Here is a 25,077-nt window from a genome sequence, read left to right as displayed (position 1 = left end):
TTACTACACGGAGGCCGAAACCGGGCGTTCGTGATACTGCTTATAAAAGTCCTCTCCTGTTTCATACGCATCACCGAGAACGAGGATACCTTTTTCTGTCTGCTTTTCCGGCAGGGCAAGCTCAGACACCGAGCAGATCATGCCAGTAGAAGTCACACCGCGCAGCTTCGATTTTTTTATTTTCATTCCTGACGGCATCACTGCCCCCGGTACTGCTACAGCCACCTTTTGACCTTTATCCACATTCGGGGCCCCGCAGACAATCTGAAGCGTGTCCTCTCCTGTATCCACCTGGCAGACGCTCAATTTATCTGCGTCCGGATGCTGTTTTTTCTCGTTTACATAGCCCACCACAAATTCGGACTGGGCCGGCACCTCAAGCGAAATATCTATATTGTTTTCTTTCAGGGCTTTATTAATGAGCTGGATATGACCTGCATCCGCTGCTATTCTGCCTGTTCCTTTAATTTCTCCGTAGGAGGAGGCATTAAAAATATGATAGCCTGCTGTTTCTTTCGTTGTAGCATGGGTGAGCACGGCCACATCTCCGTGTTTTACCGTTTCACGCTGCTTTGAGTTTATTGGTTTTAATGAGATGAGAAGTACATCCCCGATTCCTTTGGGATTATAAAAAATATTCATTCGTTGTGGCTCCTTTTCGCTAACTTAACTTTTATTGTATCACAGCTTGAACGCTCCCGCGAATCAGGTTTTAGGGCGTTTTTTAGCTAAAATAAAGATCGGTTCGAATTCTCCGTTTTCATACATAAACGGAAGAGCCGTAATCGGTACCCGGCCATCGTTAAAAAAGCGGAAAGCCATCTGCCCGAGTACATCGTAGCCGTTATCGTTTGTGATATCCGCAATAATAAAGACGTCGTTATGGGGAACTGCTACTGCCATATCCCCCTGCACATCTTCAGCCACACTCTGCAGTAGAGCTTCGTTTAATATGCGGCTTGCGTCATAGCCGTCATTTGTATTAATAAAATAAAACGTGTTTCCTGCAACCGTATCTTTTTTCATCGGAACTTCCAGCTTTTTTAAATTGCTCTGGGCAGCCCGGCGGATACTTTCCGTTTCCATTTGTTCGGTTTCGAGCGTTTCCTTTTCGATCAATGAATACGCTTCTCCCATATCAAGGGCGTAAAAAATTCTTGTTTCCGCTGTATGGTCGTCCCATACGAGCTCCTTCCCGTCCTTCGTCTCGGTTGGAAAAGAAGTCGAACGTATTACTGGATAAATATATTGTTCCTGACCGGAAAGGGAAACATCACGTTCCATGGCACGAAATGAGGTATCGATATAATGCACAACCTCCTCCACGGCCTTTTCTCCTTCACGTTCATATTTTGCTGCCCATTTGCTTAAATCCAGATCAACTCCGGTTTTCAGCTGCTTGTGCTCGACCCGCAGGGAGCTTTGTTCATCATCATATTTAAACGTACGGGAATTGTCGTCTTTCAGTCGTTCCCGCAGTATGCGCTGTAGCTTTCGTACTTCCATTCTTAATCGCTCCTCTTGAACATTCTTAATTCCATCGTAACATGTGCAAAGGTGTACTCCCACATTCGTGCTTACTGTCAAAAAAAGACTGTCCCTTTTTTAGGGACAGCCCTTTTCAACTTTATGAATCAGCGTTGACTTTTTCCAGTGATTCATTCAGAAAATGCTGTACTTCTTCCGGTGTCTTCCGCTGCTTGCTTACAAAGCGGTGCACTTCTTCCCCGTTATGAAAAGCAAGAAAACTCGGTATGCCCATCACTCCATAATCAATGCACACATCCATAAGCTCGTCACGGTCCGCTTTGTAGAACGTAAACTGATCATACTGCTGTTCGATTTCCGGCATCGCCGGGTCAATATACGTGCAATCCGGACACCAGCCGGCGGAGAACATAATCACTGTATTGCCATTATCAATAGCTTGATTGAAAGATTCCTGGGTAGTTAAATTTTCCATTGTTTTGCCTCCTTTAAATTAATGCATACAGAAAAGGTCATCCTTCCCGTATCTTCATATCCCCCATTCTAATCCAATTTCGTTTGCGCATCCACTCTGACAAACCGAGACTGATTAACGCGGGGGCAGCGATATGAAGCAGCAGGACTGCACCAAGCACTTCAAAAGAAAACCCCATCGTCTGGAAAGTCATAATCTGGCCTACCAGACCACTCGTGCCCATACCTGCACCTGCTGCATTATTTTCCATCATGAAGACCATTGTGGAAAAAGGTGCAACGGCCATACCGGCAAGGGTCGGCGGAATCAAAATGAGCGGCCGCCTCACAACGTTTGGAACCTGAAGCATCGATGTACCAATGCCCAGCGCGGCAAGGCCGGAAAATTTATTCTCCCGAAAGCTGCTGGTTGCAAAACCAACCATTTGTGCTGCACACCCAACAGTAGCTGCTCCTGCTGCAATACCGTTCAAATCAAGAATAATGGCAATAGCGGCGCTTGAAATCGGCGCTGTCAAGGCAAGACCCATCAATCCGGCAACTAAAATGCCCATAATAAGCGGCTGTCGTTCCGTGGCCCATACGATCACATCTCCAAACCCTGTCATAAACGACTGAATACCGGGGCCGAGAAGCTGAGCTATTCCATAGCCGGCAATAATCGTCACAAGCGGCGTTACTATAATGTCCAGACGTGTTTCTTTAGATATCAGCTTACCCAGCTCCACGGAAACGAGAGCTGCGATAAAAGCTCCTGCCGGTCCCCCGAGCTCCGCTCCGGCTGCACCCGTAGCTACTGCGGAAAAAACAACCAGCGGCGGTGCCTGCAGGCCATATGCCACCGCTACACCGATCGCCGGCCCCATTAATGAAATCGCAAGCGTACCCATGTTTTCAAAAAAAGTAATACCGAGCTGCTGACCGATAGTCTGAATGATTAAACCAATAATTAAAGACGCAAACAAGCCAAGCGCCATGTAACTCAAAGCTGTAACTCCATATGTCTTTACACTTAAATTTACACCCTTTTTCAAAAAAAATGAACGCATCCACTCTCTCCTTTTCTTTTATTCCATTGTACCCATATTTTAATTTAATGAAAAGGCGCCGTTTAAAACCGGCGCCCCGTTTGATATATCCACTGGCCATAAAGCAGAGAGACTATATGATGAAATAATGCAGTACGGTCCACCTGGCCGGCAGTTAAAATACCTACAGCACCTTCATTTTGATGGATATTTTCCAACTGTGTATAGTGGTCCACTGCCGTTTTTAATTCCACTCCATTGTGAACCATAACAGCAATACGTTCCGGAAGCAGTACACGAGCCCCGCCCGCCGTCCATACAGCAGTTCCATCCGTGAGTGCTCCCCAGCTGCACAAATATATATCCTTTCCTTCGGGCTGAACGCCGCCTTCAAGACCTATACCGATGTCAGCATATTTTTGTGCGTGCCATGCCCGGTTTACAGCGCCTTCTCTTGTTTCCTGATCAGAAAATGGCTGGTCATTTACTCCTGAAACAGCAGACATGCCCGCCACAGAAAAGTCCGGACTCAATACCTGGCGGACAGCCGCCACCTTTACAGCATTTTCTGAACCCACCATTACTTTTCTCAACTTCAGACTCCTTTATGAATCATATCGAGTGCCTGTTGGTCCGTAGTTCGTACAAGCTTCGTCAGCAGTTCCTTTGCTGCAGCATAATCATCCACATGCAGCAGTGAAGCAGACGTGTGAATATAGCGCGAGCATACACCGATAACGGCAGATGGAATACCTTCATTGGCCATATGCACACGGCCGGCGTCTGTCCCTCCCTGGGAAATAAAGTACTGGTAGGGAATGCTGTTACTTTCTGCTGTGTCGAGAACAAAGTCCCTCATGCCGCTGTGAGTAATCATCGTCTGGTCAAATATGCGCAGCAGCGCACCTTTACCCAGCTGTCCGAAGGCATCCTTCCCACCTGTGGAGTCATTCGCCGGACTTGCGTCCAGCGCGTAAAAAATATCAGGCTGAATCATTTGGGCAGCCGTCTGCCCTCCACGCAGACCTACTTCCTCCTGCACTGTAGCACCTGCATACAGCGTGTTCGGAAGGTTTTCATCCTGGACTTCTTTCATCAGTTCGAGTGCCAGCCCAACCCCGTACCGGTTGTCCCAGGCCTTCGCCATAATTTTTTTCTCATCCGCCATTGGAGTGAATGGACACACCGGAGATATTGGCATTCCCGGGCGCACGCCCAGCTCTTCTGCATGCTCACGGCTGTCGGCCCCAATATCAATAAACATTTTATTTAACGGCATAGGCTTTTCACGCTGCTCCGGTTCAAGCAGGTGCGGAGGCGTGGATCCGATCACCCCCGGCACGCTGCCTTCCTCTGTATAAATCTGCACACGCTGTGCCAGCAGAACCTGGCTCCACCAGCCGCCAAGCGTCTGAAATCGGATCATTCCGTTTTCGTCAATGGATTTGACCATAAAACCAACTTCATCCATGTGACCGGCTACCATAACCTTCGGTCCTTTCTGGTCGCTGCGCTTTACTCCAAACAAACTGCCGAGCCGGTCCTGCACGATTTCGTCACTTACCGGTTCAAGCTCTTTTTTCATATATGTACGAATCTTATGTTCAAATCCCGGGACCGCCGGTGTCTCTGTTAGATACTTAAACATGTCGAGTGTTTCCTGCTTCATAAAATACCCCTTTCGATTATCAGGCTTTGCCTAATTTTCATTTTATCGGACGAGTCACGTTTTTACCACTATTGAAAACGGGTATGTATTTGGATATACGCAATATTTGCGGTATACTGGTTAAATAAGAAATGGAAAGGCAGGGACATAATAATGAGTACAAAGAATATTCTTATTGGAGTAGGTCTTGGTGTTGCTTTGGGGATTTTGGTTAAGCAGTTCACAAAGAAAGATGAGATTTCTCCGGAAAAAGCGCTGAAGACAGTAAAAGAAAACGTGCAGGATCACCTCCCAGTTAACGGCTCCTGGATTCATATGACGCCGGAAACGTACAAAAAAGACGACCTGGAATACAAAGTTTACCGTGGCGGCCTTTCGAGCACCAATCAGGGTGAGACCCGTCAATTAGACTTTATTGTAGATGCTGAAACTGGCACTATTTTGGAACTAAGCTCTTAACTCAACATAGCCCCCGGCCCTTTAAAAGGCCCGGGGGCTTTTAATTTCCGCCTGAACAAAAAAGAGAGGCCGCATTGCTGGCGGCCTCTCTTTTATATTGGTTACGATGCTTCTTTTTTCTCTTTGGAGTCCTTGTAATCCTGCACTTCGTTTTTCGACTGCTCCAGCGGCTTCTTCAAAATAGCCAGCATAATCATCGTCACGAGCGATCCGATCAGAATAGCCAGGAAGTATAGGAAGACCCCACCACCCTGTACAGCGTTCAGGAAGAACACGAGGAAACCTCCGTGCGGCGCAAGCAGTTCTACGTTGAACAGCATCGCCAGACCGCCTGCTACTGCAGAACCGGTAATAATGGAAGGAATAACACGAAGTGGATCCGCTGCTGCAAATGGAATAGCACCTTCAGTAATGAAGAACGACCCAAGGGCATAGTTTGTATACCCAGCTGAACGCTGCTCTTTTGGAAAACGGTTCTTAAAGAACGTAACCGCAAGTGCGATACCAAGAGGCGGCACCATTCCGCCAGCCATTACAGCTGCGTGCGGGGCGTAAATCCCCTGTCCAATTAAGGCTACACCGACGGTAAAGGCCGCTTTGTTGAACGGTCCACCCATATCGATTGCCATCATGCCGCCAAGCAGAATACCAAGGAGCACCAGGTTGCTTGTACCAAGACCGGTGATCCAGTCCTGGAGAGCAGTGTTAAGAAATGCGATTGGCGTAATAAACACGTAGTACATCAGGAGACCGGTGATCAGTATATTAATAACTGGATAGAACAAAATCGTTTTAATACCATCGAGTACCTGTGGAAGCCCTGCCATTGCTTTTTTCACGCCGAGAGCGACATAGCCGCCGAGGAAACCGGCAATAATACCGCCAAGGAAACCAGCTGTTGCATCTTCAGACCCCGGAATACCCTGTGTGGCCATAAAGCCACCGACCATTGCCGGCATGAAACCAGGACGATCTGCGATGCTCATACCGATAAAGCCGGCAAGTACTGCTACGAACAATCCAAAGGCATACTGTCCGCCTATGGCGTTCAAGGCCTGGGCAAATCCATTAAACTGGTCACTTTCCGGATCTGCTGAGTTAATTCCCCAGAAGAACGAAATAGCGATAAGAATCCCGCCGCCGATAACAAATGGCAGCATGTTCGAAACCCCGTTCATCAAGTGGCGGTAAATAGCATTACCAACTGCTTTTGCTCCGCCACCGCCGCCGGCAGAAGCCGGTTCTTCATCCGACGAAGAGCTTCTTCCGGAGTCCCGGTATTTCGAAAATTCCCCATTTACGGCCTGGTTAATTAACTGTTCCGGTTTACGGATTCCGTCCGTAACTTTCGTGGATAAAAGTGGTTTGCCATCAAAGCGTTCCATTTCAATTTTCGTATCGGAAGCTACGATAATCGCTTCCGCATTTGCGATTTCTTCAGAGGTGAGACGGTTTTTAACCCCACCGGAACCGTTTGTTTCCACTTTAATGGAGACACCGAGCTCCTTTGCCTTGTCCTTAAGCGCGTCTGCTGCCATATACGTGTGAGCGATACCAGTCGGGCAGCCGGTCACTGCAAGAATTCTCGGCGTACTGTTGTCTCCGGCAGCCTGAGCTGAAGAAGCTTCTGATTCTTCTTCCTCATCGCTTCCAAGCTTGTCTCTTTCTTTTGCATCCACAGCCGCCATGATCTCATCTTCAGATTCTGCATTCAGCAGATCCTGTCGGAAGTTTTCATCCATTAACAGCGTAGACAAACGGGACAGTGTAGTTAAATGTGCTTCGTTCGCCCCTTCTGTCGCTGCAATCATGAAAAACAGATGTGCCGGCTGGCCGTCCAGTGATTCGTAATCCGCGCCTGCCTGTGAACGTCCGAATGCAATGGCCGGCGTATCCACAGCACTTGTTTTTGCGTGAGGAATGGCGATGCCTTCACCAATGCCGGTAGAGCTCTCTGATTCTCTTTTTTCAATTGCTTCTTTAAAAGCATGCCGGTCATTTAAACGGCCGGCAGTGTCAAGCTTGTTTACCAGTTCATCAATCACTCCGGCTTTGTCTGTCGAAGAGAGAGACAAAAGCACGGTATCTCTTTTTAATAGATCAGTAATTTTCATTCTGCTCACCCCTCTAAGCTTGATTAGTTTCTTCGCTCTCCAGCGAACGAATCGTTATTTTTTGACTTAATTCTTCTACTTCTTCTTTCGTACAGAATGTTTCAGAAAACGCTGTAGCACTTCCGGAGGCTACTGCTTTGTTAAGCACCTGATCCGGAGTTAGACGTTCCGTGATTCCGGCAGCGAAGCCAGCCACCAGGGAGTCTCCTGCCCCAACGGAGTTCACGGCTTTCTGTTTTGGCACGGAAGCATGGAGAGTCTGGGATTTATTAATATATACAGCACCTTCTCCTGCCATCGATATAACGACATGCTCAATATCAAAATCCTCCAGAAGCTTTCGGCCATACACCGCAGCATCTTCCACGCTGTTTACTTCAACTTCGTACAATTCTGCCAGTTCAAGATGATTCGGCTTAACGAAATAAGGCCGGCCTTTCAACGCCTCGCCGAGCGCTTCTCCGCTCGTGTCCAAGTATACCCGGACTCCTTTGTTTTTCACCCGTTCCATCATATCCAGATAAATGGTGTGAGGAAGAGAAGAAGGAACGCTTCCCGCGAGTATTAATTCGTCTTCCTCCGTAAGCACATCCAGCTTCTGGTATAGCGCTTCCACATCCTCTTGTGTGACACCCGGGGAAGCGCCATTAATTTCTGATTCCTGACCGCCTCGGATTTTCACATTAATTCTTGTGTCCTCTTCCACCTGTACAAAATCCGTTTGGATCTTTTCTTTTTTCAGGCTTTCTTCAATATACCGACCGGTAAAGCCGCCTACAAAACCGAGCGCAGTGGACTGCTGTCCAAGTCTTTGCAGTACTCTCGAGACGTTAATACCTTTGCCGCCTGGATATTTCAAATCATTTTTCGAACGGTGGATGCTCCCTGGAATGAACTCTTCCAGCTCTATTACATAATCGATCGCCGGGTTCAGCGTTACTGTGTATATCATGTACTCACGACCTTCACATCTGTGTATTTCTTCAAGTTTATCCGTTCATCGTCCCGCAGTCTGTCCGACGTAATAACTTCCGCTAAAGCGAGTTCACCAATGTTTGCAAACGTGATAGAACCAACCTTCGAATGATCCGCCAGCACATAGCTCCTTTCCGCAAGGTCGAGCGCTGTCCGCTTAACCACTGCTTCATCCGGATCCGGGGTTGTATACCCGTGAACGGGATGAACGCCGTTAATGCCGAGAAAGCAGGCATCAAAACAAAATTCCCTCAATGCCTCTATAGCTTTAATTCCTACCAGTGCCCCTGTTCCCTGCTTGCCTTTACCTCCGATGACATACGTTTCAATGCCTCTTTCAAGCAAAAGCGGTACATGGGGGATGCCATTGGTCACTACGACAAGATCCCGGTCCGCCAAATAAGGAATCATCTCCAGGGTCGTCGTTCCGGCGTCTAAAAAAAGGCATTCTCCAGGTTCAAGCAGGGATGCTGCAGCTTCTGCAATCTTTTTCTTTTCCCATTGGTTTACGCTGCTCTTTTCTGCGATAGTTGGTTCATTCCGGCGGCGCCTTGAGAGAGAAGCTCCTCCGTGGATACGTTTAATCTGCTCATCAGATTCCAGTTTGGATAAATCTCTTCGAACCGTTGCTTCTGAAGCACCTGTTAATTCCACCAGTTCATGAATGGAGGCAGTATCTTTAGTTTTTAAAATCTCGATGATTGTTTCCCTGCGCTCCGTGTGAAGCATCCTCTTCTCTCTCCCTTCCGGCTCCGCCGTATAAGCAACAGGCATCTGCGAAAGCTATGATCGTTTTCTGCGTCTGCTTGTTTGATTAACTTCATTGTACACGCTTACTTAATCATAATCAATCAATTTTATTCAAAAACAATCAATTATTTTTGTTTTTTGATTGAAAATGACATTTTCACCCTTTGAAACCGTCACATATTTTCAAACGAAAAAAGCACGCCTCTTTTTTCAGAGACGTGCTTGAAGGTTTACAAATGTTATCCGCTTCCATTCAGCTTTTCCCGGGTCACTGCTTCGATTACCTCTCCCGATGGATTAAACTTTAAAGCGCGGTACAGTTCATCGTGGTAGAACGTAAACCATGCCTGGCGCTGACAGCCCCAGTTCATGTAGTGCTCTTTCATGTACACGGAGTCCATCGGATAGTCATCATAAGCTGTCACCCAGAGAACATTCTGATGGGCATGCGTTGGCATATTGTCAGCCATGTGAATCAGCGTGCTGCTTTCATCTTCAATCAGGATAATGCTCATTCCGGCGCTGTGTCCGCCTGTATGAACTATCCTTATATTTTCGGTAAGCTGCAGCTCTGACTCAAACGTCTCTACCTGGTGGGCCACCGGCTTCCAGTTTTTTTCCCAATACGTGTTCTCTGAACGGATGTTTGGATTTTTCATTTCCTCCCATTCCGTTTCCGAGACATGAATGACCGCATTTCGAAATACCGGAACGCTCTGCCCCTGTTCTTCCCGGGCAAGCCCCGAGGCATGGTCAAAATGCATATGCGTCATCAGTACAGCGTCAATATCCGAGGCGTAAAGATTCATTCTTCTCAGACTCTGCTCGACATTTGATTCTTCCGTTACGCCGTAGTTCCGCTGCTGCTTTTTGCTGAGCCGGCCGTTGCCAAGGCCTGCGTCGACCAGTATGTTTCTGCCCTCTCCCTGAATAAGCAGCGGGTCGGTAGGCATCGGCACCTGATTGTTATCATTCACCGGGTACTTTTTGGACCAGAGGGGTTTTGGCACCACCCCGAACACGGCGCCCCCATCCATGTTGGTTACTCCGCCTTCAAGCCATGTAATTGTATAATTACCTATGGTTAACTGATTCATGACAGCAGTGCCTCCTTTTCATAAAAGAAAGCGCCTATCGAACACATTACGGTCTCACCGCTTCTGTAAAGTAAATAGGCTCTCCCTTCGCGTAAAACTTCTCTTCATATTCTGTCATCACGTTTCCTTCGGCTTCTTCACTTTCATGGAGGTTAAGACGCACTTTCCTCAGGGCAAAACCAAAGGTGGAAAGAGAAGAAAGGGAGTATTCAAACAGCCCCTGATTGTCAGTTTTCATCTGGACTGTGCCCCCAGGCACCAGGATCTTCTTATACAGCTCCAGAAAATCAGGGTGAGTCAGCCGCCGTTTTTCATGGCGTTTTTTCGGCCAGGGGTCGGTAAAGTTAATATAAATAGCTGCCACCGAGGAAGGCTCAAAGTAATCCATTACATGGCGAACATCCCCGTGAATGAACGCAAGATTCGCCGGCTGCTTGAATAAAGCACGCTGCACCCCTGTTGCAAGAACACTTTCATACATTTCCATCCCGATAAAATTAATGTCCGGATGCTTGATACTGTTGTCGCTTAAGTATTTCCCTTTGCCCGTACCTACTTCTAAATGAATAGGCTGCTCGTTTTCAAATCTTTTTTGCCAGTCTTTATTCACCTGTTCCGCTGTTGTGACCACCAGTTCCGGGTGTTCCTGTAAAAACTCGTGAGCCCACGGCTTATGACGGAGTCTCATCGTACTTTTCCCTCTTTCTTCATATAATAACTATATATTTAACATATAAAATCCGCTGAAAACGCAGTGACGTTCCAGCGGATTTTTATATTTGCAATGAGTCCCGGTCCAACACAGCTTCAAGCTGTTCTTTATAAAACTCTGCTTCTTTTATCCGGTTCGTAAGTATTGCCTGCTGGGCGTGGTCAAGCAGGTGGCTGATAATCTGCCAGCGCATCCGTCTTTGTAAATGGGGGGTTAAAGGAAGACCGTATCCCTGAAGCCAGTCGTCCCATTCCTCTTTTGGAATGTATTCATACAGGATAAGGGCCAGGTCGAGCGCCGGGTCGCTGACGGTGGCATTGTCCCAGTCCACTAAATACAAATCTCCGTTGGCATCAAACATCCAATTATTATGGTTCATATCACCGTGACAGACCACGAGACGGGGAGGCTGGACTTCACCCGATGTCCCTGCAAGTTCTTCGAGAGCCGCTGCCATTGAAGTTGTAATATACGGAAGCTGCTCCTGCTGCTCTCTTAATACAGCGATTGTCGCTTCCGGCGTGCGGGCATGGTTTCCTATTCTCTTAAACATATCCAGCAGTTCGCTCGACGAATGAATTTTGGATAGCAGCTGAGCCACACGTGTATTATCCATATCGCCGCCTGTTAATTCGCGGCCGTCAACCCAGCGCTGGGCGGTAATTACGTCACCGTTAGCCTGGCGCTTTGTCCAAAGCAGTTTAGGCACTATTCCTTCTGCCGAAAGCACAGCAAGAAATGGAGAAGAATTTCTTTTCAGAAATAACACTTGTTCCCCGGCACGCGCGAGGTACGCTTCTCCTGAAGAGCCACCGGCTGGTTCAATCGTCCATCCGTCTCCCATCAGCAGTTCCAATACTTTCACCTTCGATCTATCATAGTGGTCTGAATATTTCATAGCCGATCCTTTTTAACAATATTTTATTCCCATGCTTGTCTTATTTTATTTAATTGTATGTATAAAATACCCTCTATGAAATGATCTCCTCTACTTCTCGTGCGGGTAAAAGTGTTTCTGTTTACGTTTTTAATTTTACAGCGAATCGTTCTTAATAATAGCAAACATTGAATTTATAAGTCAATCGACCAAAATACTTGTGACCGACCTCTCAGATGCTCTTCTTCCGAATATCTTCTATTTAATCCCGCTTCGTAACTTCCCCTTTTTTTCCATCATTCAGAGTGGTATAGTAATTCCGTTCATTATTACATGACAACTGCTTATCTGAAGGAGGACGTTACTATGTCAGACCGCTCATTCGGTAATGGCCGGCTGCTGATTACCTGCCCGGACCAGCCGGGGATTGTAGCCGCTATATCTGATTTCCTGCACCAGCATGGTGCTAATATTATTCATTCTGCCCAGCATACAAATGATCCGGAGGGCGGACGTTTTTTTATGAGAATCGTCTTCTCCATTTCTCCGTATCCGGACAAATTTTACCAGGTAAAAGAAGAGTTTCTTCCTATCGCTGAACATTTTGGCATGGAATGGTCTTTAGAGCGCGAAGACCGCAAAAAAAGTGTTGCGATTTTCATCTCAAAAGAAGACCACTGTTTAACAGAATTATTGTGGAGATGGCGTTCCGGAGAACTTCCTATTCATATCAGCTGCGTTATCAGTAACCATACGACGCTGAAAAATGTGGTCGAAAGCTATGAAATTCCTTTTTATCACATACCCATAGAGAAAAACGCTAAGCCGGAAGCAGAAAATAAAATACTGCGTACACTTGAGCAGTATCCGATTGATTTCCTTGTCCTGGCCCGTTACATGCAAATACTGTCGCCGGATTTTGTCGCTCACTACCCGGCAAAAATAATTAATATCCATCACTCATTTCTTCCCGCCTTTATCGGAGCGAATCCTTACAGGCAGGCTTTCGAGCGTGGCGTAAAGCTAATAGGGGCTACTGCCCATTACGTGACCAACGACCTGGATGAAGGGCCGATTATTGAACAGGACGTACTTCGGGTTAATCACCAGTACAATGCCAACGATTTAAAAATTACCGGGCGCAATGCTGAAAAAATTGCGCTGGCAAGGGCCGTTACCTGGCATGCAGAAGACCGCGTTATAGTCGATGACAATAAAACGATTGTTTTTCGATAGTCCCTTCTTATTCGTCATACTCGCCCGGGGAGTAGATTTCGCTCCGGAGTACAGAAACGGTCGCAGTCTGCTCCATCAGCGCTTCAGCAGAAAACAGCTGCCGGTTTTTCACCGGAGATGGATTGGTGATGCGCTTTTCCATCCATCGTTTGTACTCACGTTTGTCTGCTGTATGAGCATATAAAATTTCACGATTATCAATGATCGAAGCGGGAGAAACAACCGTCGCCTGAGCGGGGAAGGTGGTCCCCGCTTGTTTTAATACGGCTTCCACTACATTCATTGTTCTTTTCAAGGCAAGCACCGGGCTGACAAAGGTATGCTGGTTCTGGTTCACATACTCCTTCCAGAATCTGCTGTCTGCCGGCTCGAATACACTATACATTGTGCCTTCTAAAATGTGTATAACGTCTATTCCGACAGGACCGATGATTGTAATAGCGCCCTCCATGGTGGTCTGCTTTGTATGGAATACTGGATAATACATAACAAAATACGTATCGGGGAGCTCCCGGAGCAGGGTGCGCAGGCGATAGTCATATTTCAATTTCGGATCCATCATCGAAATTTCGGAAATGGTGGAGGAAGCCCATTCCAATTGGATCAAAAACCAGTTATCGTAAAAAATATCCTTCAGTTCCTCGAGCGTTTTTCCTTTAAAAAACAAATAGGCATCCTTTTCGTTTATTTCCACCTCTTCTTCATTTTCATGCTTCCACCACTTTAAGCGGTTCACTGCTTTTCCCATTCGGTTGTTTTTCTCCAGCGGCTCCTCCTCCGGTGCCTTTGGGGCCGATTTGTTTGCGATCATCCAATCTGTTTTCATTCGCTTCCAGTATGCCTGCTTCGCTGATAAAAATTCCGCATTTTGATGTAGAAAATGATGTTCATAACGCGAAGCGTAATCTTTCATTTTTATTAATTGAGCCATTCAACTCTCCCTTCTCCCCGTCGCAGCATTTTTACGGCATTTGCGCAAAAAACTGCGGAACTCCGCTTTTAATATAATATCGTCATCGTCTGAGTATTATTCACGTTAAAGGAATAAATTACCTGCCAATGGAGCCAAAAAGGCAACAATAACAGCGCTGACTGTCATGGCTACCGAACTGACAGCTCCTTCTGTTTCACTGTTTTCAAGCGACTTGGCTGTTCCTATTGCATGAGCGGCACTGCCCATACCTATTCCTTTAGCGACCGGGTCCGTCACGCCAATCACCTCCATCACCCTCGCGTGAACAACTACCCCGCCAATGCCCGCTACCATAACAAACATTGCCGCTAAAGGCGCATCGCCACCGAGTGTCGTTGTGATATCCATTGCTACCGGTGTCGTGACCGACTTAGGCAGTACCGCTGCCACCCATTCTTTTGACGCGCCAGCTGCCGCTGTAAACACAAGCCCGGAAATAATACCTATAACTGCTCCTGTCCCGATGCCACTGAGAATTGGGAGCAGATACCTTTTTAACAGGTGCCTTTGTTGATAAAGCGGACAGGCAAGCGCCACTACTGCCGGCCCAAGCAGTGATTCTATCCACTGACCTCCGTTCATGTAGACACTGTACGGAATTCTAGAAACCAATAAGAACAATATGATAACAATAGTACCGGTAACGATTGGAAGCATCAGTGGAACAGGAAACCACCGGTACGTCCTTTTAGAAGCAGCGTACACTGCTATCGTTCCCGCAATGGCCGCTGCTGCTGTCCACCATTCACTCACGAGCCCTCTCTCCTTTTTTCAATAAATACTGTGTCACCCACGAGCCTGTTCCCATCACAAGAAGCGTACTGATAAACACAGCGGCTACCAGTCCGGCTCCAAGCAGCGAAAACAGCTCTCCATGCACCACCAGCCCGGCAGTCACCGGCAAAAAAAGCAGGGGCATATTCCCAAGCAGCAGTCCGGACCCATCCTGAAGCCACTTTGGAGTAGCTGCCGTAAAAACAAAAACCACAAGCAACAGCAGCATGCCAATAATACTTCCGGGGATCGGAAGCTGCAGCACATCCTGGACCCAGGTGCCCATCCAGTAAAATACATATAAAACTACTATGTGAATTACAATTCTAACTAAACGCATATGGTCCCCTCTTTTACTAAGTCAATTCCGCCCAATGTACTGTTTCATATTTTACACTCCGTCCTGGATGAATGCGATAAAGGTGAAGGTGAGCAGCCTCGAAAAATATAGTTTCCGGAAGCGGCACCGCCGGCCATGCGAATTCGAGTTCTTTAATCCGTTTTTTGGCCAGGGTCATATGAGGACGATACGGACGCTGCCCGGTCTTCATTCCCATACCATTCAATTGAGTTTTCCATTCTTTATATAAAGAAAACAGGCCCTCTTCTGCCTCTACCCTTGTATATAAAACGTTCTCCCGCCCTTTTGGACCGAAGGAATCAACGCCATTGAGACTGAGTCCGGGCTGGCACGGTAATTTCACTTCATTCATCTTTTTTTCAATGGCGCCCACCTCTTCCGGGGAAAGCTGTCCAAAAAAGTGGAGCGTAATGTGAAAATCCTGGGGATGTACCCACTGCTTAAAAGGCAGATCGTTTTTTACCTGGGAACTCCAATTTCCCCATACGGATCTCGCCTTCTCTGGAACCGGCAGGCCAAGAAAATAATGATTATCCATTGACTTCTCTCCCTTCCTTGCATCAAAGCTGTTATGAACGAATAAGCGCTGTAAATGTGTTAGAATATACGAATGAATGATAGGAAAAGGATGTGTAACAATCATGCGTGTAGCAAATAATATGTCAGAACTAGTCGGCGATACGCCTTTAGTTAAATTAAACCGTCTTCCGGATACCGGAGGAGCAGACGTATACTTGAAGCTTGAATTTCAAAACCCGAGCGGAAGCGTGAAGGACCGGGCCGCAAAAAATATGCTGAAGCAGGCCGAAGAAGAAGGAAAAATCAACGAAAATACTACTATTATAGAACCGACTTCAGGAAATACCGGTATTGGCCTTGCTATGAACGCCGCAGCGCGGGGCTACCGGGCAATACTGGTTATGCCGGACACGATGTCCCAGGAAAGAATTAACCTGTTGAAGGCTTACGGGGCAGAAGTAGAACTCACGCCGGGTGATAAGAAAATGCCCGGGGCCATTGCCCGTGCTCATGAGCTTGTAGAGACAATTGCTGACAGCTTCATGCCTATGCAGTTTGAAAACGAAGCCAACTCGGATGCCCACCGGGAAAGTACAGCACTTGAAATTGAAGAAGCGATGAAAGAAATCGGCAAACCGCTGGCTGGCTTCGTTGCCGCATCCGGTACGGGAGGCACTGTAACAGGAACCGGGGAAAAATTAAAAGAGCTGTACCCCGACGTTCAAATTCACGTAGTGGAACCATTTGGCTCTCCGGTTCTTTCCGGCGGAAAGCCCGGGCCCCATAAGCTTGTCGGCACCAGTCCAGGGTTTATACCGCCAATTTTGAATCAGGATATATATGACCACATTTACAAAATTACCGATGAAGATGCCTATAAAACTACAAGAGCTCTCGCCGGCCAGGAAGGTATTTTGGTCGGCCCCTCTTCAGGTGCTGCCTGCTTTGCTGCCATGGAAACAGCCAAACAGATGTCACCGGATCAGGTTGTCGTTGCCATTGCCTGCGATACCGGCGAACGGTATTTATCCACTGACCTTTTCCGATTCGATGACTAAAATATCTTTACTCAAGGCGCCTTTACACAAAAAGGTGTCTTTTTTTACATAATTTTTACATTTGTCTTTCTGTGAAATAAAGCAGGCGGTTTTCTCGATCGTTCTGCTTTTTGAAGATCAATAGCGTACAATCCTGCATATTATTCGTCATTTCATTCGCTTTTTATTTTCATTCGCAGATGAATGGAGCAGTTTTTTGACAAAAATTTTGCGATATATAAATAAATAGTATAAACTATTAATTACAGGGACGCTTACAAAATATTTTGAATACTCTCATCCTACCCGCTGCTGAGTTTCTTTTCAGAAGGTTTTACAGAGCAGCTGACGCAGAAACAGTCGAAGCCATCAAATATAATTCCTACTTACGTGCGCAGTCCCGGGCATGTCTTCAAGTGCCATAAATTCATTGGCTAAGGAGTGGTTTTTTGAGAACGTCCACCGACCGAATGATAACCCGTATTAAGTCTATCTATCTCTATATTAAAAAGAGAGGAACGGTGACCACCGGGGAATTGGTTGACGAATTCGGAATTACACAGCGCACTATTCAGCGTGACCTGAACGTGCTCGAATACAATGAATTGGTCAGCAGCCCTTCCAGAGGGGCCTGGACGACGACTGCCCGAAAAGTAAAAGCTTCCTGAAATGATTATATCTGTGCCTGGCGCCGGAATTAAATTTCCGGCGCTTTTTCACGTATCAAAAAGCCCCCGCATTCTTCCGGCTGCTTCGGTGAAAAGACGTTCCTTCTGCTCTAATTCTTCTTTTTTCGATACGTCAGGGGCGACAATAATTTCTTCTTCATCTATACTCTGCACAGCTCTCGCTGCCTTCTCCCACGAGCATGTATGAATCGCTCTAACGCCGCATGCAGCCGCTCCAAATGAAGCAAGACGCTCCTGTTCAGAACTCACCTGCACCCTGCACTGAAAAACATCTGCCACTGTCTGGCGAAAAGCTCTGCTTTTAGTGCCGCCGCCAACAAGAAAGAGTGTCGAGGAAGTAAGCCCGGCCTGAACAAAGGTCTGCTTTAAAGAAAAAGCCAGACCTTCAAGCACCGCCCTGGCCATGTGTGTCTGCGTTACCTGACCGTCGATGCCGATAAATGCGCCCCTGGCTTTCTCATCAATTACCGGATTTCTTTCACCATTTAAATACGGGATAAACAAGAGCCGACCGGGCACAGAAACCGGTTCGGCCATCAGCTTTTCAAAGGCTTCGAAGTTGCCTCCGCACCACGTATGCACCGCCCATTGATGAACATTTCCCATGTTAAGCAGAGGCATGATTTTAATAAACCGGCCATGCTGAGGCGCAGCCAGATAAAATACACTGCCTTCTTCTGATACGGCCGGCGTATCGGCAGGTACCGCCGTCCAGCCTGTTGTTCCTGCGTACGCGTAGCCCTGGTCATTACCCGCATGAGCACTAGCAGCAAGAGTCACCGCGCCTCCGTCCCCGAGGCCGCAGTAAACAGGGGTTCCAGCTGGTATGCCCGTCTGACTGGCAGCTTCCTTTAATACATAGCCTGCTGTTTCTTCGGGCTCCAGAAGAAGGGGAAGCTGGCTTCGGGAAATTCCGCTCCCTTCCCACAGCTTTTCTTCCCAAGCTCTTGTATGTATGTTCATCATTCCTGTCACAGTGCCGTTTACCGGATCGCAGACTGATGATCCCGTTAAATGGTAAATTAAATAATCCTTAGAACCAAAGAGTACCTGGTCCCACCGCTCTGGGGCTTCGTCCGCCAGCCACTTCATTAGAGGAGTGGTCGCTTTCCAGTCGTTTCCTGTAAACGCCGTCACAACGTCCGGAGGCAAATGCCTCTTTGTCAGTCCCCTGCTCCCTCTGGTATCAGAATAAAGAACCGCCGTTTCTGCTCTTCCATCTTTAAAAGGGATAAAGTCCTCCATCTGTCCCGTGCACACGACTCCATCAACGTCCAGGTTAATCCCCTTACTCTTCAGAGTACTGCATGCTTTTCTAAAGCTCTGCCACCAATCTGAGGGCTTCTGTTCGTAATTCCCTCCGTCGGTATATGTTTGGACAGGCTCTGATGCACTGCCTTCCACCTGGCCTCCGCAGTCCAGGACCATTACTTTTAAAGACGTCGTTCCCAGATCTGCACTCAGCAGTCTACAGCTCATCACTGCCCGCTCCCTCTGATTTTTCGCCGACGCTGTCCCGAAGCAGCTGAATTTCATCATCATTTAACTCCCGGTACTCTCCCGGCAGTAGATCCTCGTCGAGTGACAGCTGTCCGAATGATTCTCTTTTTAAATAAACGACTTCATTGCCTACCGCCTCAAACATCCGTTTCACCTGGTGAAATTTCCCTTCGGTTACTTCCACATACACTTCCCGGTGGGTATCGGGCACTCTTCGCAGAACGGCAGGCTTACAAACATAGCCGTCATCAAGCTTTACACCCTTTTTGAAATGTTCAATATTCTTTTCTTCTATCGGCTGCTCGAGTACCGCCCGGTATATTTTTACCACCCCATGCTTCGGTGACGTAAGAAAATGGTTAAGCTTGCCGTCATTAGTCAGCAGAAGCAATCCTTCGGTGTCAATATCAAGTCTGCCCACTGGAAAAGGTTCTCTTACCGCGTCTTCCTGTTCCAAAATATCCAGAACCGTATCATGAACGCTGTCTTCTGTGGCGCTGATAACCCCTGCAGGCTTATGCATTAGAAAATAAACAAATTCGGTGTAGTGAATGTCCTCACCGAATACGCTGACCCGCTGCTCTTCAGGATCCACCTGAACCGCCCCGTTGTTCACCGGCGCCCCGTCGACAAAAACGCCCCCTTTTTTCAGCATTTTTTTTACTTCCTTGCGGGTGCCATAGCCTAGTTCCGCCAGTAATTTATCCATTCTCATGCCGATCACCTCTTTCCATCTGTTCGAGAATTCCTGCAGCAAATCCCCCGTGCGAGCCGTTCATGTGAGCTTCAATAACTCCGGCCGGAATCTGACGGAGAACAGCCTTTTGGACTGTTTGTGATACATTCTGCTCCTGCAGCCGTTTTTCAAGATTCACTATCATCCGCAGCGTCTCTTCCACCGCTGCCTTATTTGCCGTTTCCACCTCCTGCTCGCTTCCCTCTATGACTGTGAATGCATCCCCCAGCCAGCTTTGGAGATATTTTCGGTCACTGCTTCTGGAGCTGTTAACGACAAAGACATTTTCTTCACTGCCAGCCGTGGCTCTTTCAGCGTGCCCTGCGAATTTGGCTCCGGCCTTACGTACATGGGCAGGCACTTCCACCTGCTCTGTGTAAAGCGATGTTGCCGGGATATATATAACAGTTCCCTCAGCCAGATACGGGCCGTGCCAGTAGATAAAATCTTTAATTCCATCCGGGGGCAGTGCTAAAAATATATAGGGATAACGGGGAAGCTCCAGCTCATCCACCCGTGAAATCTGCTTTGTTGTTTCTCTCATCCAGGCCTTTTCCCCGCCCCGGTACATCACAGAGACAGATAAAGGCTCACTTTTCACTGCTACAAGCTTCGCCAGTCTCCCGGCTCCCACTACTAACATTTTTGTTCCTCCAATACATTTCGATGAGTTTCCTTTAACACCTCAAAGCAGGTGCTCGTCCTCCAGTCTGAAAAAGAGACGTTGCTGTTAACAACGTCTCTTTACATTATGCGGAAGTTGGTTTATTGATCCCCTGATTCTGTACCCGGGCAAGCCGGTTGTTATTTCTGGAGATGTTTGCCAAAAGCCCAAGCATCGCCAGCGTTATCAACAAAGAGGAGCCTCCGTAGCTCAGAAGTGGAAATGGAAGGCCGGTAATCGGCATCATGCCCGCTACGGCTCCAGCATTAATAACAGCCTGGCTGAGGAGCTGAAAAACAATACCAAAAGCGAGAAGAGTGCCAAATTGTCCCTTAGCATTAAGTCCGATTTTTATGCCCCGCCAGGCGATAACACCCAACAGACCTACTACAAGCAGAACCCCGAAAATCCCGAGCTCTTCGGCAATGATAGGAATAATAAAGTCTGTGTGCGCCTCGGGAAGATAATTCATTTTTTGCACACTCTCTCCCAGTCCCACACCGAACAACCCGCCATGGGCAATCGCAATGTAGCCCTGAATCAGCTGATAACTCCCTCCGCCTACAGCATCTGCATTCGCAAATGGGTCCATAAAGGATACCAGCCGGGCCAGGCGGTACGGTTCTGTCAGCGCAATATAAGCAAATAAAGCTGCAGCCACTCCTCCGAGCATAAACATATGCCGAAACTTTGCTCCTGATAAAAAGACAATTACAATTGTTGTCATCATCAGGGCCGCGGCTGTCCCGACGTCAGGCTGCATCACAATAAATCCAAGCAGCACAGCGACAACGACAAGCGGAGGCATGACCCCTTTCATAAACGAGTCAATATACTTTTGTTTTTGGGAATAAACCTGAGCCAGATAAATAATCAAACTCAATTTTACAAATTCCGCGGGCTGAATGTTTATCGGGCCAAAGCCGATCCAGCTTTTCGCCCCATTTACTTCATTACCTATTACAAGTACGAGCATAAGTAAAAAAATGGATAATCCTATCAATAAAGGCGTTGTTTTTTTCCACTTTTCATAAGGCACATGCATCATGAAAGCAAACACAGCTATTCCTATAATAAAAAACATTATCTGCCGCTTAAGAAAAAAGGCCGCATCATCATAAGCCCTCATTCCGAGCGGAAAGCTTGCGCTGTACACCATAATGATGCCAAACAGTGTTAAGAGCGCGACCGCACCGATCAAGAGCCAGTCGTAATCTTTATATCTCCACGTTTTCATGTTTCACCTCTAATGCCGCGCTGTTTTTGAGCGGCTTGATGCGTTTGTCTCATTTCCATAAAGTGTATTAATTATATCACCATACCTGCCTGAACAAAAGATTAGAAAGCAGGAGTTTTATCTATGCCGAAAAGCGTTTTCCAAGTACTTTTTCCGCCAGGCCGCTTTTCATGGCAAGGGCCATAAACAGCACACCGCCGACAACAACACTGATGATTTCCACCATAAATAAATCCACCCAGCCGCTTCCTGCAAATAAAACTTCCATGCCGTTTCTTGTAATTAAGACGCCAACGCCCATTACTGCAGATAGAAGAGCTACTGTACCTGCCCGGCGCGAGACGCCTCCGAAATGAAAACCGGTAAACTTCGCAATCGCCCAGGCGTTAAATATTACTCCACATGTAAATCCAATAATCGTGCTGTAAATTCCACCGACCGGTCCAAGAAGCAAAAGAAGTACATACGCACTGATAATTTTCACCAGTAAACCGAGCAGCAGGGAGGCAATGGCATATTTCTGGCGGTTGATTCCCTGCAGCACTGCTGCACTCACCGAGAAAAGGGAGAAAACGATCGCCGCATACGCATAATGCTGCAGCACGTAGCTGCCTATTTCCAGTGACTCTGTTCCAAACAGCACACCAAATGTTGGCCTTGCAAGCAGCGACAGTCCAACCGCGGCAGGCACCGATAAAAACAAAATCACCTGGTACGTCTGCGTAATCTGGCGCTGAAGCAGATCCTGATCATTGCCTGTAAAGGATTTTGTGATGGTTGGGATAAGGGTGATTGACATTGCGGTGGCTATTGCTACCGGTATGAGAATCAGCTTATGTGAAGACCCTGCGAACGCTCCGTAGGCGGTTTGAATCTGCCCGGACGTCCAATCACCGGTCTGCTCCAACGCCCGGGTAAAGGTGAACATGTCCACCATCTGAAACAGTGGAATGGCCAGTCCGACGAGGGACAACGGCAGAGCGTACCGGATAAGTTCACTGTACATGCTTGTTAACGGAAGATCACTCGACACCGTGCTTCCAGCCTGTTCCCGCTGCAAAAAGCGCTGTCTTTTTTTCCAGTAAAAAATCAGTACGGCCATGCTGGCCAGCCCACCGACAAACGCACCGAAGGTGGCAAAGCCAATAGCTGTTCCAAGATTTCCATCGACAGCATACAGAATAAACAAAGCCATAGCCAAAATGAATACGATACGGACAACCTGCTCTATAACCTGGGAAACCGCTGTCGGCCCCATCGACTGGTGGCCCTGAAAAAACCCCCTCATGATTGCCATCGTCGGAATTATCATTAAAGCAAAGCTGACCATGCGGATCGTAAATACAATATCATCTGACGTAAAAGCTTCACTCGAATCAAATGATATTAAATTTACGATAAGCGGAGCACCGAAAAATAAAATAAGGAACGCGGCAATCCCGGTCAGAGTCATAAAAAAAAGACCCGACTTAAACAACCTTCGGCCTGTTTCAAAATCCCCCATCGCATTATATTTGGATACAAATTTTGACATAGCCATTGGTATCCCAAGCGTAGCTACACTAAGCATTAATGTGTACGGCTGGTAGCCGTATTGATAAAGCGCGATCCCCTGCTGGCCAACCATGGCTGCGAAAGGAAATATGTAAATCATTCCTAAAAATTTTGAAATAAACGTTGCTATGCTTAAAAGAAGCGTTCCCCGCAAAAATTTTGAATCAGACATTCTTATGTTCAGCTCCATCGTGTAATCGTCTTTTGCTTTCTATGCGAATTTTACCATACTATTTTCCATTCTGGCGTCCCTTTGCCTGAAAATTAATACCGGAGGCAAAAGAAAGCGCCCGTTCTGGATAAACGGGCGTGCTTTTTATTATACGTCACTTAATCCTTTAATATAAAACGTTCGCTTTCGAGGACCGTCAAATTCACAAAAATAGATGCCCTGCCATGTCCCCAGCACGAGCTCTCCCTGCTCTACAATGATCGTCTGCTGCGTCCCCACCGTACTTGCTTTTAAGTGTGAAGCAGAGTTTCCCTCGGCATGCCGGTATTTTTCATGCTCCCAGGGATACACTTCATCGAGACGCATGAGCATATCACGCTGGACGTTTGGATCAGCGTTTTCATTTACAGTAATTCCGGCCGTCGTATGCGGGGAATAGACGATCACCGCCCCGTGGTCGAGCCCCTCCTCCTTCACATACGTACGGATCTTCTCGGTAACATCTATCATTTCTGCATGTTCATTTGTAGATAGTTCAAGCTTTCGCAGCATTGGAACCGCCTCCTTTATCCTTGTGTAAAAATAAATTTTCTCTTATGATACAATACAGCTATTATAACCGATTACGAAGCATTTTAATCTTCATGAGCTATGCTTCGCACTCGTAAGGAGAGAATGAATAAATGACGAACGTCATTGTTATCGGCGGCGGCCCTGCAGGATTAATGGCCTCGGTTGCTGCCGCAGAGCACGGCGCCGATGTTACATTAATAGATAAGGGATCCAAGCTTGGAAGAAAGCTCGCCATTTCCGGCGGCGGCCGCTGCAACGTCACGAACCGCATGGAACGAAAAGAACTGATCGAACACATTCCCGGTAACGGCAAATTTATGCACAGCCCGTTTTCCATCTTTGATAATGAAAATATTATCCGCTTTTTCGAAAATCTTGGTATCGACCTGAAGGAAGAAGACATGGGCCGAATGTTTCCTATTAACGATAAAGCTATTACTGTCGTAAATACGCTGCTTGACGAAATGGAACGGCTCGGGGTCCAGACACGAACCAATACCAAAGTCGCTTCCATCGATTACGGCGATACCCAGGTCCAGGGGCTTTATTTAGAGGACGGCACCTACCTTCAGGCTGACCGCGTTATTATTGCTTCCGGAGGCAAGTCCGTGCCCAAAACCGGTTCCACTGGGGATGGCTATCCCTGGGCGGAGGCGGCCGGGCATACAATCACGGAGCTGTATCCGACGGAGGTGCCTATTACTTCTCCCGCCGCTTATATCCAGGACCGCACGCTTCAGGGAATTTCGCTTTCCGGCGTTGCCCTTACTGTTTACCGGCCGGGCGGCAAAGCTATTAAAACCCATACCGGTGACATGATTTTCACCCATTTTGGTGTTTCCGGACCAATCGGACTGAGATGCAGCCAGTATGTGGTGAAAGCCTTAAAAAAATACAAAGCTGATCAGATAGAGCTCAGCCTTTCCCTATATCCCGAGGAAAATCATGAATCCATGTTTCAGCGCCTTGTCTCGCTGAAAAAAACTCATGAAGCAAAAACGGTTAAAAATGCCCTGAAGGGTCTTACCACGGAACGACTGCTGATGTTTTTCCTGCAGGAAGCAGGCATTTCCAGCACCATGATCATCGGTGAGGCAGCGAATAAAAAACTGCGTGCCCTTGCTCTCTTTTTTACCGATTTTCGTTTTCCGGCAGATGGAACGCTTTCCATCGAAGAAGCATTTGTAACCGGCGGCGGGGTGTCCATCAAAGAAGTGTTTCCAAAACGGCTTGAATCCAGGCTGAAAAGCGGATTATTTTTCTGCGGGGAAATTTTAGACATTCACGGCTACACTGGCGGCTTTAACATCACCTGTGCCTTCTCCACCGGCTATACCGCTGGAAAATCGGCATCCGAGCAGCTAACTGCGCAATCCGAAACGCCTCCTTCCTATTCAAAAAGCTGACCG

At 47.3% G+C, this 25,077-nt stretch carries 27 protein-coding genes; 5 read left to right on the top strand and 22 right to left on the bottom strand.

The annotated features are described in order from the left end of the window. Positions 1 to 3: 3 nt before the first annotated feature. From ytpR to ACTRXH_RS08140, 6 genes are all read right to left on the bottom strand, one after another. Complete coding sequence (gene ytpR / locus ACTRXH_RS08165) at positions 4 to 642, bottom strand: YtpR family tRNA-binding protein (protein WP_474281601.1); 639 nt, start codon at positions 640 to 642, stop codon at positions 4 to 6. A gap of 63 nt (positions 643 to 705) precedes the next feature. Continuing rightward, on the bottom strand, positions 706 to 1,506 hold the full coding sequence (locus ACTRXH_RS08160; protein WP_474281599.1) for a DUF1444 family protein: 801 nt from the start codon (positions 1,504 to 1,506) through the stop codon (positions 706 to 708). A 121-nt stretch (positions 1,507 to 1,627) separates the two neighbouring features. Then, positions 1,628 to 1,963: a thioredoxin family protein gene (locus ACTRXH_RS08155; protein ID WP_091616835.1), complete on the bottom strand. Its 336-nt coding sequence runs from the start codon at positions 1,961 to 1,963 to the stop codon at positions 1,628 to 1,630. A 37-nt stretch (positions 1,964 to 2,000) separates the two neighbouring features. After that, a complete protein-coding gene (locus tag ACTRXH_RS08150) occupies positions 2,001 to 3,011 on the bottom strand; it encodes a PTS sugar transporter subunit IIC (RefSeq protein ID WP_474281597.1) in 1,011 nt (336 codons plus the stop codon). A gap of 62 nt (positions 3,012 to 3,073) precedes the next feature. Then, positions 3,074 to 3,583 (bottom strand): DUF84 family protein, encoded by a 510-nt coding sequence (locus tag ACTRXH_RS08145; protein ID WP_474281595.1) that lies wholly within the window; start codon positions 3,581 to 3,583, stop codon positions 3,074 to 3,076. Between the two features lie 2 nt (positions 3,584 to 3,585). Then, positions 3,586 to 4,659: a M42 family metallopeptidase gene (locus tag ACTRXH_RS08140; RefSeq protein ID WP_474281593.1), complete on the bottom strand. Its 1,074-nt coding sequence runs from the start codon at positions 4,657 to 4,659 to the stop codon at positions 3,586 to 3,588. A gap of 153 nt (positions 4,660 to 4,812) precedes the next feature. Between ACTRXH_RS08140 and ACTRXH_RS08135 the strand changes: the two genes are divergently transcribed. After that, positions 4,813 to 5,118 carry a PepSY domain-containing protein gene (locus tag ACTRXH_RS08135; RefSeq protein ID WP_298785361.1) on the top strand — a complete coding sequence of 102 codons (306 nt, stop codon included), beginning with the start codon at positions 4,813 to 4,815 and terminating at the stop codon, positions 5,116 to 5,118. 101 nt (positions 5,119 to 5,219) lie between these two features. On the opposite strand, the gene ACTRXH_RS08130 is transcribed toward ACTRXH_RS08135, so the two are convergent. The 6 genes from ACTRXH_RS08130 to ACTRXH_RS08105 all read right to left on the bottom strand — a co-directional run bounded on the left by ACTRXH_RS08130 (position 5,220) and on the right by ACTRXH_RS08105 (position 11,664). Then, the gene (locus ACTRXH_RS08130; RefSeq protein WP_474279105.1) at positions 5,220 to 7,232 is read right to left on the bottom strand and encodes a PTS fructose transporter subunit IIABC; all 2,013 of its coding nucleotides are present in this window, start codon (positions 7,230 to 7,232) and stop codon (positions 5,220 to 5,222) included. A 13-nt stretch (positions 7,233 to 7,245) separates the two neighbouring features. Beyond that, a complete protein-coding gene (gene pfkB, locus ACTRXH_RS08125; protein WP_474281591.1) occupies positions 7,246 to 8,184 on the bottom strand; it encodes a 1-phosphofructokinase in 939 nt (312 codons plus the stop codon). Next, complete coding sequence (locus ACTRXH_RS08120; protein ID WP_474281589.1) at positions 8,181 to 8,936, bottom strand: DeoR/GlpR family DNA-binding transcription regulator; 756 nt, start codon at positions 8,934 to 8,936, stop codon at positions 8,181 to 8,183. Before ACTRXH_RS08120 ends, pfkB begins: the two co-directional genes overlap by 4 nt. 260 nt (positions 8,937 to 9,196) lie before the next feature. Then, entirely contained in the window at positions 9,197 to 10,054 is an 858-nt protein-coding gene (locus ACTRXH_RS08115) for a YtnP family quorum-quenching lactonase (protein WP_474281587.1), read from the bottom strand. A gap of 46 nt (positions 10,055 to 10,100) precedes the next feature. After that, positions 10,101 to 10,742, bottom strand: coding sequence for a tRNA (guanosine(46)-N7)-methyltransferase TrmB (gene trmB / locus ACTRXH_RS08110; protein WP_474281585.1), 642 nt, complete (start codon positions 10,740 to 10,742; stop codon positions 10,101 to 10,103). Positions 10,743 to 10,827: 85 nt separating this feature from the next. After that, entirely contained in the window at positions 10,828 to 11,664 is an 837-nt protein-coding gene (locus tag ACTRXH_RS08105) for a phosphotransferase (RefSeq protein WP_474262962.1), read from the bottom strand. 345 nt (positions 11,665 to 12,009) lie between these two features. Here ACTRXH_RS08105 and purU point away from each other — a divergent pair, with 345 nt between their 5' ends. Beyond that, on the top strand, positions 12,010 to 12,879 hold the full coding sequence (gene purU / locus ACTRXH_RS08100) for a formyltetrahydrofolate deformylase (RefSeq protein WP_322526208.1): 870 nt from the start codon (positions 12,010 to 12,012) through the stop codon (positions 12,877 to 12,879). Between the two features lie 7 nt (positions 12,880 to 12,886). Here the strand turns inward: purU and ACTRXH_RS08095 are convergent, their stop codons facing one another. The 4 genes from ACTRXH_RS08095 to thpR all read right to left on the bottom strand — a co-directional run bounded on the left by ACTRXH_RS08095 (position 12,887) and on the right by thpR (position 15,525). After that, the gene (locus ACTRXH_RS08095; RefSeq protein WP_474281583.1) at positions 12,887 to 13,810 is read right to left on the bottom strand and encodes a hypothetical protein; all 924 of its coding nucleotides are present in this window, start codon (positions 13,808 to 13,810) and stop codon (positions 12,887 to 12,889) included. 105 nt (positions 13,811 to 13,915) lie between these two features. Further along, positions 13,916 to 14,605, bottom strand: coding sequence for an LrgB family protein (locus ACTRXH_RS08090; RefSeq protein ID WP_474262958.1), 690 nt, complete (start codon positions 14,603 to 14,605; stop codon positions 13,916 to 13,918). Then, positions 14,598 to 14,966, bottom strand: coding sequence for a CidA/LrgA family protein (locus ACTRXH_RS08085; protein WP_474281581.1), 369 nt, complete (start codon positions 14,964 to 14,966; stop codon positions 14,598 to 14,600). The genes ACTRXH_RS08090 and ACTRXH_RS08085 overlap by 8 nt, the downstream gene beginning before the upstream one ends. Before the next feature lie 16 nt (positions 14,967 to 14,982). Next, the gene (gene thpR / locus ACTRXH_RS08080; protein ID WP_474281579.1) at positions 14,983 to 15,525 is read right to left on the bottom strand and encodes an RNA 2',3'-cyclic phosphodiesterase; all 543 of its coding nucleotides are present in this window, start codon (positions 15,523 to 15,525) and stop codon (positions 14,983 to 14,985) included. A gap of 103 nt (positions 15,526 to 15,628) precedes the next feature. Here thpR and cysK point away from each other — a divergent pair, with 103 nt between their 5' ends. Beyond that, positions 15,629 to 16,564 carry a cysteine synthase A gene (gene cysK, locus ACTRXH_RS08075; protein WP_474262952.1) on the top strand — a complete coding sequence of 312 codons (936 nt, stop codon included), beginning with the start codon at positions 15,629 to 15,631 and terminating at the stop codon, positions 16,562 to 16,564. A 428-nt stretch (positions 16,565 to 16,992) separates the two neighbouring features. Beyond that, positions 16,993 to 17,211: a DeoR family transcriptional regulator gene (locus ACTRXH_RS08070; RefSeq protein ID WP_091616630.1), complete on the top strand. Its 219-nt coding sequence runs from the start codon at positions 16,993 to 16,995 to the stop codon at positions 17,209 to 17,211. Between the two features lie 48 nt (positions 17,212 to 17,259). On the opposite strand, the gene ACTRXH_RS08065 is transcribed toward ACTRXH_RS08070, so the two are convergent. The 6 genes from ACTRXH_RS08065 to ACTRXH_RS08040 form a co-directional block, all read right to left on the bottom strand. Then, positions 17,260 to 18,711 (bottom strand): xylulokinase, encoded by a 1,452-nt coding sequence (locus ACTRXH_RS08065; RefSeq protein ID WP_474262950.1) that lies wholly within the window; start codon positions 18,709 to 18,711, stop codon positions 17,260 to 17,262. Continuing rightward, the gene (locus tag ACTRXH_RS08060; protein ID WP_474262948.1) at positions 18,701 to 19,447 is read right to left on the bottom strand and encodes a pseudouridine synthase; all 747 of its coding nucleotides are present in this window, start codon (positions 19,445 to 19,447) and stop codon (positions 18,701 to 18,703) included. Before ACTRXH_RS08060 ends, ACTRXH_RS08065 begins: the two co-directional genes overlap by 11 nt. After that, complete coding sequence (locus ACTRXH_RS08055; RefSeq protein WP_474281577.1) at positions 19,434 to 20,111, bottom strand: hypothetical protein; 678 nt, start codon at positions 20,109 to 20,111, stop codon at positions 19,434 to 19,436. Before ACTRXH_RS08055 ends, ACTRXH_RS08060 begins: the two co-directional genes overlap by 14 nt. Positions 20,112 to 20,217: 106 nt before the next feature. Next, positions 20,218 to 21,369 carry a putative lipid II flippase FtsW gene (ftsW, locus tag ACTRXH_RS08050; protein ID WP_474281575.1) on the bottom strand — a complete coding sequence of 384 codons (1,152 nt, stop codon included), beginning with the start codon at positions 21,367 to 21,369 and terminating at the stop codon, positions 20,218 to 20,220. Positions 21,370 to 21,490: 121 nt separating this feature from the next. Continuing rightward, a complete protein-coding gene (locus tag ACTRXH_RS08045) occupies positions 21,491 to 23,095 on the bottom strand; it encodes a putative polysaccharide biosynthesis protein (protein ID WP_474281573.1) in 1,605 nt (534 codons plus the stop codon). A 147-nt stretch (positions 23,096 to 23,242) separates the two neighbouring features. Further along, positions 23,243 to 23,647 (bottom strand): secondary thiamine-phosphate synthase enzyme YjbQ, encoded by a 405-nt coding sequence (locus ACTRXH_RS08040; protein ID WP_474262940.1) that lies wholly within the window; start codon positions 23,645 to 23,647, stop codon positions 23,243 to 23,245. Positions 23,648 to 23,778: 131 nt separating this feature from the next. On the opposite strand from ACTRXH_RS08040, the gene ACTRXH_RS08035 reads away from it, so the two are divergent. Beyond that, positions 23,779 to 25,074: a BaiN/RdsA family NAD(P)/FAD-dependent oxidoreductase gene (locus ACTRXH_RS08035; RefSeq protein WP_474281571.1), complete on the top strand. Its 1,296-nt coding sequence runs from the start codon at positions 23,779 to 23,781 to the stop codon at positions 25,072 to 25,074. Positions 25,075 to 25,077: the final 3 nt, after the last annotated feature.

It is taken from the genome of Marinococcus sp. LNHM5E3-2.1 (assembly GCF_056034365.1).
The sequence above is the reverse complement of the archived record's forward strand: the minus strand, read 5'-3'. Positions and strand labels throughout refer to the sequence as shown.